The following is a 13,630-nucleotide window of genomic DNA, read 5'->3' on the forward strand; positions in this document are numbered from 1 at the left end:
TAAGCCCTCTTCGATATAGTCCTGAAACCGCGCCCGAAGCGCAGATGGCAGTGCTGCTGACATAAAACATCCTCCTAATAAGGAGGAATCACAAATCAATTGCGCTTGGAAGCCCCCGATTCACGTTTCAGGCGCGCCGCTTTAACCGGGCCCCTGATGGTAACGCTCTTGCGTTCTGCACCGGACGCCCGCACAACATCCGCTGACGCCGACTGAATGAATGGGAGACCCAGATGAATGTGTTGATCCTCTATGCCAGCGTCGAAGGGCAGACGCGCAAGATTGCCCGTTATGTCGAGCAGGCGGTTGCCTCATTGGGTCATGACGTCGCCATTTTCGATACAGGTGAGGTGACGGACATCCCGCTCGACAAGGCGGATGCAGTGATATTGGCCGCGCCGGTGCATCAACGGCGCCATCCGCAGAGTTTCGAAACCCTGCTGAGCGCGCGGCAGGCAGAACTGGGCGCGGTCAAGACATTGCTGCTGTCGGTCAGCCTGAACGCGGCCTTTCCCGAAGGTGTCGAGGAGGCTTGGGAATACGTGATCGAGATGAAGATGCGCACCGGTCTGGAACCCGATGCCGAGGCGCTGGTTGCGGGGGCGGTCCGCACCGGTCGTTACGATTACTTTGCGATGCAGGTCATCCGGCATGTCGTCTTGCGCGACCAGAACGTTGACCCCAAGTCCGGCGAGCATGTGTTCACGGATTGGGACGCTTTGTCAGCAGAGGTGACCGGGTTTCTGGCTGCGGCGCAATAGACTGGCGCGGCGGAACATGCTGAAAGGGCGCCCCGATCGGAGCGCCCTTTGCTTTATTCTTCGGCCTCTTCCTCGGCCTGTTCGGCGATCCAGGCGACGCTGACAACCTCTTCATCCTTGCCGGTATTGAACACCTTCACTCCGCCAGCAGAGCGTGAGCGGAAGGAAATGCCATCGACCGGGACCCGGATCGACTGGCCCTTGGAGGTGGCCAGCATGATCTGATCGTCCAGTTCCACCGGGAAGGAGGCCACCAACTCGCCACCGCGCATCGCCTTGTCCATCGCGGCCACGCCCATGCCGCCCCGTCCGCGGACGGGATAGTCGTGGCTGGAACTCAGCTTGCCGGAGCCGCCGGAAGTGATGGTGAGGATCAGCATTTCCGAGGCCGACATCTCGGCATATTTTTCTGGGCCGAAGGTGTCACTTTCAGCGACCTCCTCATCCTCGCCGTTGTCCTCATCGGTCAGGCCCGCAACGGCGCGGCGCATCTTCAGATAAGCGACACGATCCTCGGGGCTGGCCTCGAAATGGCGGATCACCGACATCGATACGACCCGGTCGCCATTGCTGAGCTTGATGCCCCGTACACCGGTCGACTCTCGCGAGTTGAAGACCCGCACATCGGTGGTGCGGAATCGGATGGCGCGACCGGAATTGGTAACCAGCATCACATCATCCTCATCCGAGCAGATGCGCGCATTCACCAGTTCGACGCTTTCGGGCAGTTTCATCGCGATCTTGCCATTGCGGCGGACATTGGTGAAATCGGACAACCGGTTGCGCCGCACGTCACCTGCGCTGGTCGCAAAGACGATCTGCAGGTTTTCCCATTCCTCATCCGGCACATCCACCGGCATGATCGCGGCGATGGACACGCCTACGGGGATCGGCAGGATGTTGACGATGGCCTTGCCCTTGCCGGTGCGCCCCGATTGCGGCAGGCGCCAGGTCTTGAGCTTGTAGACCATGCCATCCGTGGTGAAGAACAAGAGCTGGGTATGGGTGTTGGCCACAAAGAGGGTGGTGACCACGTCCTCTTCTTTGGTCTGCATGCCCGACAGGCCCTTGCCGCCACGCTTTTGCGAGCGGAAATCGGCAAGCGGGGTGCGTTTGATATAGCCACCGCTTGTGACGGTGACGACCATATCCTCTCGCTCGATCAGGTCCTCGTCTTCCATGTCGCCGGACCAGTCCACGATCTCGGTGCGGCGTGGGACGGCGAAGTTCTCTTTCACCTCGCGCAGCTCATTGGCGATGATACCCATGATCCGCTCGCGCGAGCTCAGAATCTCAAGGTATTCCTTGATCTTACCGGCCAGTTCTTCAAGCTCGTCGGTGACCTCTTTGACACCGATCTGGGTCAGGCGTTGCAGACGCAACTCAAGGATGGCACGGGCCTGCGTTTCGCTGAGGTTATAGGTCCCGTCCTCGTTCATCTTGTGGGTCGGATCGTCGATCAGCTGGATATACCCGGCGATATCGGCGGCGGGCCAGCGGCGCGTCATCAATTTCTCGCGCGCTTCAGCCGCATCGGCGGAAGACCGGATCGTCGCGACGATCTCATCGACATTCGAAACCGCAACAGCCAGGCCGCACAGGATATGGCTGCGTTCACGCGCTTTGCGCAGGTCGAACGCGGTGCGCCGCGCCACGACATCCTCGCGGAAGTCGATGAAAGAGGTCAGGAACCGGCGCAGGGTCAGTTGCTCGGGCCGACCGCCATTCAGCGCCAGCATGTTGCAGCCAAAGGACGTCTGCATCGGCGAGAAGCGATAGAGCTGGTTCAACACCACCTCGGGCGTTGCATCACGCTTCAGCTCAACCACCACCCGCACACCGTTGCGGTCGGATTCGTCCTGAACATGGCTTACGCCTTCGATCTTTTTCTCGCGCACCTGCTCGGCGATCTTTTCGATCATCGAGGCCTTGTTCACCTGATAGGGGATCTCATCCACAACGATGGCGTAGCGATCCTTGCGCAGCTCTTCGACGCGGGTCTTGGCGCGGATGATGACACTGCCGCGCCCTTCCAGATAGGCCTTGCGCGCACCGGAGCGGCCCAGCATCACACCACCCGTTGGGAAATCGGGGCCGGGCACGTATTCGATCAACTGCTCTGATGTCAGGTCCGGGTCGTCTATCAGAGCCAAAGTTGCATCCACCACTTCGCCCAGGTTATGCGGCGGGATGTTGGTCGCCATGCCCACGGCGATACCGCCGGCACCATTGACCAGCATGTTCGGAAAGCGGGCGGGCAGGACGGTCGGTTCCTTGTCCTTGCCATCGTAGTTGTCCTGAAAATCAACCGTGTCTTTTTCGATATCGGCCAGGATCGCGGCGGCGGGTTTGTCCATCCGCACTTCGGTGTAACGCATCGCCGCCGGGTTATCGCCGTCCATCGAGCCGAAATTGCCCTGACCATCGAGCAGCGGCAGCGACATCGAGAAATCCTGCGCCATCCGCACCAGAGCGTCATAGATCGCGCTGTCGCCGTGGGGGTGGTATTTACCCATGACGTCGCCAACCGGACGTGCCGATTTGCGATAGGATTTATCGTGGGTATTTCCGGTCTCGTGCATCGCATAAAGGATGCGTCGGTGCACCGGTTTCAGCCCGTCGCGCAGGTCGGGGATGGCACGGCTGACGATCACGCTCATCGCGTAATCGAGATAAGATGTGCGCATCTCGGATTCGATGGAAACCGTCGGCCCGTCATAGACTGGGCGTTCAGGCGGGGTTTCATCCATGTTTTCAGGAGTTTCTGGCGTATCGCTCAAGTGGTCTGCCCGATCTTCATTCTGGGTCTATATCTTGTGGGTGTATCTTATCAGACTGCACATATGGGGTGCAAGCGGTGTGATTTGTGATCCAAAAACCGCAGTTCACGCTACGTTAACATATTGTTTTCCAGAAGGATTAACCTTTTTCGTGCTACCATGGGGGGACCACAGCACAAACTGGAGGTCATAGATGGAGAAAACTGAAACAGAGTTGATGCTTAAAGGGTACGGGCTGACCACGGCGGAATTTTTCTACCACATGCCGGATTACATCCATGTTTTGAATACATTTATCTGGCAGGACTACGATCTGGCGCCGGATCACCCAAAGCTTTTTGAATTCGTGGAATTCTGGCAGCGCGAGATCGAAGGCCCGCTGCATTCGGTGCGGTTCACGCATCGCAAGATGATTTCGCCGGGGGAATGGCGGAATGTGAAGGGGGAATTCTATCTCAACTGACGCGCAGCTTAGCCCACGCGCCAGGCATAGACGGCACATCCGGTGGAGCCGTTGGCGGTAAAGCTGTTGCCGTCAGGTGCCAGCCGACCACGCCATGTGACGGTGATGCCGGGGAAATAGTCGGTCCCTGAAAGCTGGTTTTCGTTCAGAAAGATCACGGTATTGGCTTTCTGGCCCAGTGAATCCGTCAGCTTGCCATTGTATTTGTTGCCACCGGCTTTTGTGTAACGAATCTGACCCGTCACCTTGACCACCAGGGCGCAGGTGGCCTTGTAGCTCCAGGTTCCCGCCATGCTCAACGTCGTGGTCTTGAGCGTCGGAGCGGGTTTGGGTGCCACGGCTACCTTGCAGATCGTGCCGCTATGACCCTGCAACTCTTCCAGCGCATGGGCCGTTCCCAGATCGTCCGCCCCCAGATTCGACCCGCTGTCGCGCAGATAGGCGCTGAACGCCCGTTTCGTGCGCGGCCCGGCAACGCCGTCGGCGCCCCCCGCGCTGCATCCCAGCGCGTTCAGGGCAACCTGCGTGTCGCGCATGACATTGCGCTGATCGGCGACAACCGGGGCGGCGGCCACTTCGACCGTTTCCGCCTGACGGGACGCAGGAGCGGTGTCGGTCTGCGCCAGCGACTGGCGCAGCTGCAGGGCAACGGTATAGCTGTAATCCTCCGCGCGATCCTCATAGCGCTCCAGAAAACTGTCCAGCGCGGTCACGGTGCCGACCGAACGGGCCAGCGCCAGATCGGCGCGCATGTCGTCAGAGGCTTCGGGCGCTGCGGAGGGCAGGGCGTCTGCTACCGGGGCCGCCGCCGCTGCGGGGGTGAAATAGAACTTGCCCAGCAACTCATCATAATAGGCGGGCACCTGGCGATGCTGCACGGTGCTGGCCAGATCACGCACCTCGAGCCGCAGGTCCGAGACCAGCGCGCGCAGTTCCAGACCCGGTTTCGACAGCCGTGGCAGCAGGGCGCGGGTGAAGACCGAATTCTGCGCCTCGTCCCCGTCATGCAGCCGGTCGAGCGCCATCTGACCCGCACCGGCCGAGAAGATCACAAAGGTGCCCTGCGGCGCGGTGATCCGACCCAGACCGCGTGTGCCGCCAATGCTGCGGCCCTGCACGGTTTCGAACGGATTGTCGCGGCAGGCGTCGATCACTGCGATGGCCGTGCGCGCGCCGGTCTGGCGCACCCGGTCCAGCAGGTCCGACAGGGCGATGGATTCCGATTTCACAAAGTCGCTCTCGCCGCTGGAGGGCGCCACGATATCGGTGGGTAGCAGGTAGTTCTCGCCATCGATTTCAACGCCATGGCCTGCATAGAACACAAAGGCGGTGTCTCCGGGCTGCAGTTTCGAGGTGAATTCCGAGATACGTCTGTTCATGCCGCGCCGGTCCTGATCGATGGCCTCGACGGTGTCAAAGCCCAGTCCGCGCAGCTTTTCACCCACGGCCCGCGCATCGGCACCGGCTTTCTCCAGCACGGGCACATCGGAATAGTCGTCATTGCCAATGACCAGAGCCAGTCGGTTCGCCGCCAACAGGCTGGAAGGCAGCAGGCTGAGCAACAGGATCAGAACGAAGCGCATGACAAATTCCTTGTGTATGGCAGACCCGGAATGCCGCGGACCTGCCATGCACTATACGAATCCCGCGCCAGCGCGATCAGTGAATTTTGTCACAATGTGGAATTTCTGCGGCTCAGGCGGAACAGCTTGCGCCGCCCAACACGCAGAATTTGGCGCAATGCGGGTGGTTGAGATGCACGTCGTGCTCGGCCTCCTCCAGCGTTTCACCCAGCTCAAATTCGGGCGAATAGGGCAGCAGCGTGCAGGCCAGAACCGTGGGCGACGGCGCGCCTTTGCGCTTGACCACCATGCGCGAGCTGGCGCACATCACATCTTTTGGGGATTTGTTCAGAATACCCCAGCAAGCGGTTGTAATTTCGGGCACTTCCGCCGTTTCATCCATCTCCGGAAAGAGCACGGTCTGGCCGGGATCACCCGCATCAATATCAAAGCCATTCCTGTCATAAAACGCGGCGTAGCCTGCGCGGCTTTCGGTATCGCTGTCGCCCCAGACGGTGCGCCCGGCCACCGCCATGCGGAACCCGTTATCGCGCAGCCAGCGCATCCCTTCGAGGGTTTTTTCGAAACTGCCCGCACTACGTTCCTCGTCATGCAATTCGGGACGGTAATGATCGACCGAGATGCGCAGGGTCAGCTTATCCTGATAGTCATCGCGCAACTCCAGCAGCCCGGCGCGCATGGATTTGCGCATCATCGGTCGCATGGCGTTGGTGAGAATCAGCACCTCATAGCCGCGTGACAGGCAGACCTTGGCCATCTCGATCATCTGCGGGTTCATGAAGGGTTCGCCACCGGTGAAGCCAATCTCGCGGATTGGCCAGCCGCGCGCCTCGATCTGGTCCAGATAAGACGTGACCTCATCCGCCGTGATATAGACCAGCGCATCATTGGTCGGGCTACTGAGAATATAGCAGTTCGCGCATTCGATATTGCATAGCGTTCCGGTGTTGAACCACAGCGTTTCGGGCTTGCTCAGCGCCACGCTGGCCCGGTCCGATCCGTCAGCGGTCACATGCCTGTTCTGAAACTTGCCCGCATTCGCGGTTGGCTGCTCAAGGTCTTTCATGATTGTCTTCCGGCGTGGTGAGTTGAAAGCTGTCTATCCCAAAGATGGGGGCGAGGGAACGAAACGCGCCATCAGGTGACAGGTTTGTGATTGTTAGAGAAATGTCGTTCTGGGCGAATATTGTTGGCGCTAACATTGGACTTTGCCAAAGCGACGGATTAAGGACAGGCCATGGTATCGCGCGTCATCCCGGTTGAGCCGTTCGACCTCGTCATTTTCGGCGGCACAGGCGATCTTGCCCGGCGCAAGATCCTGCCCGCACTCTATCGACGGTTTCGCGCGGGTCAGATGCCCGCCGGGTCGCGGGTGATCGGGGCCTCGCGGGCGGATCGCTCGGTCGGGGATTACCGCAATTTCGTGCGCGCGGCGCTGATGGAATTCGGGCTTTCAGCCGCGGGTGAGCAGGTCGAGGATGCGTTTCTTGACTTGGTCCACTATGTGCAGATCGACGTGACCGGCGCACAGGGTTGGGATGAACTGGCCGAAAGGTTGCGGCCCGGCCAGGTGCGCGCCTATTACTTCTCGGTCAGGCCGCGACTGTTTGGGGCGCTGGCCGAACGCATCCAATCGCACGGGCTGGCGTCGGAACGCACACGGATCGTGGTCGAGAAGCCGTTTGGCAATGATCTGGACAGCGCCCGCGCGCTGAACGCCACGCTCGCGGCGCATTTCAACGAGCGCCAGATTTACCGGATCGACCATTATCTGGGCAAGGAAACGGTCCAGAACCTGATGGCGATCCGTTTCGGCAACATGATGTTCGAACCGCTCTGGAACAGCCAATATGTGGATCACATCCAGATCACCGTGGCCGAAACAGTGGGGGTCGGTGGGCGTGGCGGCTATTATGACCGCGCCGGGGCGATGCGGGACATGATGCAGAATCACCTGATGCAGCTTCTGTGCCTGATCGCAATGGAACCACCTGCCAAGTTCGACCCTGACGCGGTGCGCGACGAAAAGCTGAAAGTGATCCGCGCGCTCGGCCCGGTTGAGCCCTATCATATCGTGCGGGGGCAGTATCAGGCCAATGGTGAATGGCCGGGGTATCGCGAGGAAGTGGATAACACCCGCTCGTTCACCGAAAGCTATATCGCGCTCAAGGCCAATGTCAGCAACTGGCGATGGGCGGGCACGCCGATCTATCTGCGCACGGGCAAGCGACTGGTGGCACGCTCTTCTGTCATCAACGTGGTGTTCAAGGATGCGCCCCATTCGATCTTCGGCGAAGAGGCGGGGCGGCATGCCAACCTGCTGTCGATCCGGTTGCAGCCCAACGAGGGCATCACGCTGAAGGTGACGATCAAGGAACCGGGGCCGGGCGGCATGCGGCTGGTCGATGTGCCGCTCGACATGAGCTTTGCCGAGGCGCTGGGGCCCGACAGCCAGAGCGCGACGGATGCCTATGAGCGCTTGATCATGGACGTGATCCGGGGCAACCAGACGTTGTTCATGCGCGGCGACGAGGTCGAGGCCGCATGGGCTTGGACGGACCCGATCATCTCGGGCTGGACGGCGGCAGGCGATGTGCCGAAACCCTACGAGATTGGCAGCACGGGACCGGGCGACGCCGAGCTGCTGATGAAACGCGACGGTCGCCAATGGCAGGGGATCAACCCATGAACCTGAGGGAATACGCGGATCGCGACATGCTGGCCATCGACGTGGCCAACATGCTGGCGGGTGAGCTTGAGACCGCGCTTTTGCATCATGACACCGTTTCGCTGGCGGTGCCCGGCGGCACCACACCGGGGCCGATCTTTGATGTGCTCTGCGCGGCTGATCTGGAATGGGACCGGGTGCATGTGCTGCCCACCGATGAGCGTTGCGTGCCCGCCGATAGTGATCGCTCGAACGCCCGTCTGATCACCGAGCGTTTGCTGGTCAACCGGGCCGCCAAGGCGCAATTCCTGCCGCTTTACAAGCCTGCTGATGATCCCAGTGATGTACTTTCGGATCTCGAAGCGGGGCTCGCACCGGAATTGCCTCTGTCTGTGCTGGTTCTGGGTATGGGGTCGGATATGCACACCGCCTCGCTCTTTCCCGGCATGCCGGGGCTGGCGGCGGCGCTGGAGGGGCATGCGCCCGCATTGGCCATCGCCCAGCCTGAAACACAGCCCGAGACCCGCATCACCCTGACCGGGCCGGTTCTGAACGGGGCGCTGTCCAAGCATCTGGTGATCTTCGGACAGGAAAAGCGCGATGTACTTGACCGCGCCATGTCACTGCCCCCGGAAGAGGCGCCCATCGCGGCGGTGCTCGATGGGATCACGGTTCACTGGGCGGAATAGGATAGACCATGTTCGACGATTTGAAGGCGCTGAATGCGCAGGCGCAGGGACGCAGGATTGTCGATCTGTTTGCCGCCGATCCTGAACGGGCAGGCCGGTTCTGCTGCGAAACCTCCGATACGCGGCTGGATTATTCCAAGACCCAGATCGACGACGACATTCGCGCTGCGCTGATCGCGCTGTGTGACGAGGCCGCGCTGGCTGACAAGCGCGAGGCCATGTTCTCGGGCAAACCGATCAACGAGACCGAGGGCCGCGCGGTGTTGCATACCGCGCTGCGCAACCTCGATGGTGGCTCCGTTGATGTCGACGGTCAGGATGTCATGCCCGAGGTTCTGGCAACGCTCGACAAGATGCGCCGCTTTGCCGATGCAGTACGCGGCGGCGCGTTGACCGGGGCAGGTGGCGCAATCACGGATGTGGTCAATATCGGCATCGGCGGGTCCGATCTGGGGCCTGCGATGGCGGTGCTGGCGCTGGCGCCTTATCACGACGGGCCACACTGCCATTTCGTGTCCAATGTGGACGGGGCCGATATTGCCGACACGTTGCGCGGGCTCGACCCAACACGGACGCTGGTGATTGTCGCCTCCAAGACCTTCACCACCATCGAGACGATGACCAATGCCCGCACCGCCCGCGCCTGGATGAGCGAAGGCGGTGGCGATCCGTCCAAGCAATTTGCGGCCCTCTCCACCGCGCAGGATCTGACTGCGGCGTTCGGCATCCCGGCGGAGCATGTGTTTGGCTTCGCCGACTGGGTCGGTGGGCGCTATTCGGTCTGGGGGCCGATCGGCCTGTCGCTGATGATTGCTATCGGTCCGAAAGCCTTCGACGCGTTCCTGCGTGGCGGGCAGGCGATGGATGTTCATTTCCGCGCCGCCGACTGGTACGAGAACATGCCGGTCCTGCTGGCGCTGGTGGGCATCTGGCATCACCAGATCTGCGGCTATCCCAGCCGTGCCGTGCTGCCCTATGATCAGCGCCTCTCGCGCCTGGCAGCCTATTTCCAGCAGCTTGAGATGGAATCGAACGGCAAATCGGTGGCGATGGATGGCAGCACTCTAACAGTACCCTCCGGCCCCATCGTCTGGGGCGAGCCCGGCACCAACGGGCAGCATGCCTTCTATCAGTTGATCCATCAGGGCACCGGCGTGGTGCCATGCGAATTCATGATCGCCGCCGAAGGGCACGAGCCCGATCTGGCCCATCACCACCGCCTGCTGATCGCCAATTGCCTGGCCCAGTCCGAGGCGCTGATGCGGGGCCGCTCGCTGGAGGAGGCGCGCGCGCGCATGGCCGCCAAGGGGCTGAGCGATGATGAGATGGAACGCCAGGCGCGGCACCGGGTCTTTGCGGGCAATCGCCCCTCGACCACGCTGATCTACCCGCAACTGACGCCCTTTGTTCTGGGCCAGATCATCGCGCTTTATGAACATCGCGTCTTTGTCGAAGGGGTCATCCTTGGCATCAACTCCTTCGATCAGTGGGGCGTTGAGCTGGGCAAGGAACTCGCCACCTCGCTGGGACCCATCGTAGATGGCGAACAGAGCGCTAAGGGCAAGGATGGCTCGACCGCCGCGCTGGTCGATTACGTCCTGCGTTATCGCTAAGCTTTCTGCCATCTTGTCAGGCGCGCCTGCGCTCGTCAGAGTGCAGGTCGGGAGGAGAGAAACGCAGCATCCGCTTGACGCGATGCAGCGTGCGCTGTTCCCGTTTGGAGTGACGTGACACGACGGCCCCGGCAAAAGGATGGGCCGCGGATTGGGAGGATACTGCCATGCTCGGACAGATGATGACGCAGCATTTGCTGATTTCGTCTTTGATCGACCACGCCGAAAAATACCACGGTGAAACGGAAATATGGTCGGTCAACACCACGGGTGGTGTCGAAGAAACGAACTGGGCGCAGGTGGCGGGCAACGCCCGGCGTCTGGGTTCGGTCCTGAGCGCGCTGGGGTTGGAGCCACAAGCGCGGGTCGCAACGCTGGCCTGGAACAACCGCCGCCATCTTGAGACCTACTTCGGGGTCTCCGGCGCCGGGCTGGTTCTGCATACGATCAATCCCCGGCTCTTTCCCGAGCAGCTGGTCTATATCATGAACCATGCCGAAGACCGGGTGCTGCTGCTGGATGCCACCTTTGTGCCGCTGGTCGCGCCGCTTCTGCCGCAACTGGAAACGCTCGAACATGTGGTTCTGCTGGGGCCGCGTGACGGCGCGGCGGCGGAGCAAATTCCGGGGTTGAAATTCTATGACGAGTGGATCGCAACCGGCGATCCGGAGTTTGCCTGGCCCTCGTTTGATGAAAACACCGCGTCGAGCATGTGCTACACTTCTGGCACCACCGGTCATCCCAAGGGTGTGCTCTATTCCCACCGCTCCACGATGCTGCACAGCTTCGGTTCCAACACCCGAGATTGTATCGGCTTTTCGGCGCAAGACGTGGTGCTGCCGGTTGTCCCGATGTTCCATGTAAATGCCTGGGGCACGCCGTATGCCTGCGCCATGTCCGGCTCGCGCATGGTGCTGCCGGGCCCTGATCTGAGCGGTGAGGCAGTGGTCGGGCTGATTGACCGCCATGGTGTAACAATCGCCCTTGGCGTGCCGACAATCTGGCAGGGGCTGCTGGCCTATGCGCGCGGCAGCAATACCACGCTCGCCAGTCTCGAACGCACGGTAATTGGCGGGTCGGCCTGTCCACCCTCAATGATTGCCGAGTTCCGCGACACCTACAATGTGGAAACGGTACATGCCTGGGGCATGTCCGAGATGAGCCCGCTGGGAACCACCAATGTGCCGCTGGCGAAACATGCCAAACTGCCCATCGACGAGCAGCACCGCCTGCGCGAAAATCAGGGAAGACCACCCTACGGGGTCGAGATGAAGATCGTCGATGATGACGGCGATGCGCTGCCCAATGATGGCGAGACCCAGGGCGACCTGATGGTGCGCGGCCATTGGGTGCTGGACACTTACTTCCGCAAACAGGACGAAAACCTGCTGCAGGATGGCTGGTTCGCCACCGGCGACGTGGCCACGATTGACCCCGATGGCTATATGACCATCCGTGATCGCTCCAAGGATATCATCAAATCGGGGGGCGAGTGGATCAGCTCGGTCGAGTTGGAAAACATCGCCGTAGGCCACCCCAAACTGGCCGATGCCGCCGTGGTCGGCGTGCCGCATCCGAAATGGGATGAGCGGCCTCTGCTGGTGGCGGTAAGCGATGAGGGGCAGGACCCGACTCAGGATGAGTTGCTGGCCTATTTCGACGACAAGATCGCCAAATGGCAGATTCCCGATGCCGTGGTCTTTGTCGAGGCGCTGCCACGCAACGCAACCGGCAAGGTTCTCAAACGAACCCTGCGCGATCAGTTTGGTGATGCGCTGACCGGTTGACCGGGACCGGTCACTAAGAGTTTCGGCACCGCACCAACGGGGAAAATCACGGCTTTGCGATCATATGTGAGGTCTTTGCCCTGCTTCGCCTCGGCAAGACTTGACATCTTGTCGCACCGGGTGACAGCTTGGTCCGCACTGGGAGCGATAATTAAATCAAGTGCTTGGAATCGGTTGAAGAGGATCGACAAGGTCCTGTAACCATTAAGGTCCGTAAAGGCGGGCCCGGACTGCACCTGATGACGCGCCCGCTAAAAACACAGTGGGAGATATAAATGAAACATTTCGGAAAGCTGGGCCTTGCATCGTTGGCAACTGCCGCCTTCATGGCGCCTGCTGCGATGGCCGAAGAATTCATCACCATCGGCACCGGTAGTGTGACCGGTGTCTATTACCCGACCGGCGGCGCGATCTGCCGACTGGTCAACAAGGGCCGCAAGGAACACGGCATCCGCTGCTCGGTCGAATCGACCGGCGGGTCTGTCTACAACATTGAGACAATCCGTGAAGGCGAGTTGGAATTTGGCGTTGTACAGTCCGATTGGCAGCATCACGCTTTTAACGGCAGCTCCAAGTTTGAAGATGATGGCCCTTTCGAAAACCTGCGTGCTGTTTTCTCGGTTCATCCAGAACCCTTCACGGTCGTGGCCCGAGCAGATGCGGGTATCGCTAACTTTGAAGACCTCAAAGGCAAACGTGTCAATATCGGCAATCCCGGTTCCGGCCAGCGTGGCACGATGGAATTGCTGATGGAAGAGATGGGATGGTCAAAAGACGATTTCGAACTGGCATCAGAACTAAAAGCGGCTGAACAATCAGCGGCGTTGTGTGACAATCAGATTGACGCGATGATATACACAGTTGGTCACCCAGCGGGTTCTATTCAGGAAGCAACCACCGCCTGTGATTCAGTGCTGGTGAATGTCGCGGGCGATGTGGTCAACAAGTTGGTGGATGAAAACTCGTTCTACCGGACAGCGACCATTCCCGGTGGTATGTATCGCGGCAACGACCAAGATGCATCAACCTTTGGTGTCGCCGCCACATTTGTGAGCTCTGCCGACGTCTCAGATGAGGCGGTCTATGCGGTTGTCAGCTCGGTGTTCGAGAACTTTGACGACTTCAAGAAGCTGCACCCGGCTTTTACCAACCTGACGCCTGAAGAGATGATCGTTGAGGGTCTGTCCGCTCCGCTGCATCCTGGCGCGGCCAAGTACTACAAGGAAAAAGGCTGGATCGAATAAGATCAGCTGAACAGCGGGGCGCATCGATTGCGCCCCGTTTGC

At 60.4% G+C, this 13,630-nt stretch carries 10 protein-coding genes; 7 read left to right on the forward strand and 3 right to left on the reverse strand.

Going from position 1 to position 13,630, the window contains the following annotated elements; all coding sequences use genetic code 11:
- Positions 1–233 precede the first annotated feature (233 nt).
- Positions 234–761 (forward strand): flavodoxin domain-containing protein, encoded by a 528-nt coding sequence (locus AB1E34_RS18995; RefSeq protein WP_372573891.1) that lies wholly within the window; start codon positions 234–236, stop codon positions 759–761.
- Between the two features lie 53 nt (positions 762–814).
- Here the strand turns inward: AB1E34_RS18995 and gyrA are convergent, their stop codons facing one another.
- Positions 815–3,511: a DNA gyrase subunit A gene (gene gyrA / locus AB1E34_RS19000; RefSeq protein WP_372573892.1), complete on the reverse strand. Its 2,697-nt coding sequence runs from the start codon at positions 3,509–3,511 to the stop codon at positions 815–817.
- A gap of 223 nt (positions 3,512–3,734) precedes the next feature.
- Between gyrA and AB1E34_RS19005 the strand changes: the two genes are divergently transcribed.
- Positions 3,735–4,004, forward strand: a complete 270-nt coding sequence (locus tag AB1E34_RS19005) for an usg protein (RefSeq protein ID WP_306194356.1) — start codon at positions 3,735–3,737, stop codon at positions 4,002–4,004.
- Positions 4,005–4,012: 8 nt separating this feature from the next.
- Here the strand turns inward: AB1E34_RS19005 and AB1E34_RS19010 are convergent, their stop codons facing one another.
- Together AB1E34_RS19010 and AB1E34_RS19015 are read right to left on the reverse strand one after the other, a co-directional pair.
- Positions 4,013–5,587: a caspase family protein gene (locus tag AB1E34_RS19010; RefSeq protein WP_372573893.1), complete on the reverse strand. Its 1,575-nt coding sequence runs from the start codon at positions 5,585–5,587 to the stop codon at positions 4,013–4,015.
- 112 nt (positions 5,588–5,699) lie between these two features.
- Positions 5,700–6,653: a radical SAM protein gene (locus tag AB1E34_RS19015; protein ID WP_372573894.1), complete on the reverse strand. Its 954-nt coding sequence runs from the start codon at positions 6,651–6,653 to the stop codon at positions 5,700–5,702.
- Positions 6,654–6,824: 171 nt separating this feature from the next.
- Between AB1E34_RS19015 and zwf the strand changes: the two genes are divergently transcribed.
- The 5 genes from zwf (at position 6,825) to AB1E34_RS19040 (ending at position 13,588) form a co-directional block, all read left to right on the forward strand.
- A complete protein-coding gene (gene zwf / locus AB1E34_RS19020; protein WP_372573895.1) occupies positions 6,825–8,276 on the forward strand; it encodes a glucose-6-phosphate dehydrogenase in 1,452 nt (483 codons plus the stop codon).
- A complete protein-coding gene (gene pgl / locus AB1E34_RS19025) occupies positions 8,273–8,944 on the forward strand; it encodes a 6-phosphogluconolactonase (protein WP_372573896.1) in 672 nt (223 codons plus the stop codon). The genes zwf and pgl overlap by 4 nt, the downstream gene beginning before the upstream one ends.
- 8 nt (positions 8,945–8,952) lie before the next feature.
- Complete coding sequence (gene pgi / locus AB1E34_RS19030) at positions 8,953–10,557, forward strand: glucose-6-phosphate isomerase (protein ID WP_372573897.1); 1,605 nt, start codon at positions 8,953–8,955, stop codon at positions 10,555–10,557.
- Between the two features lie 167 nt (positions 10,558–10,724).
- Entirely contained in the window at positions 10,725–12,344 is a 1,620-nt protein-coding gene (locus AB1E34_RS19035) for a long-chain fatty acid--CoA ligase (protein WP_372573898.1), read from the forward strand.
- 275 nt (positions 12,345–12,619) lie between these two features.
- Positions 12,620–13,588, forward strand: coding sequence for a TAXI family TRAP transporter solute-binding subunit (locus AB1E34_RS19040; RefSeq protein WP_372573899.1), 969 nt, complete (start codon positions 12,620–12,622; stop codon positions 13,586–13,588).
- Positions 13,589–13,630 lie beyond the last annotated feature (42 nt).

The sequence above is a fragment of the Ruegeria jejuensis genome (genome assembly GCF_041537905.1).
In the GTDB taxonomy this organism is placed as follows: Bacteria; Pseudomonadota; Alphaproteobacteria; order Rhodobacterales; family Rhodobacteraceae; genus Ruegeria_C.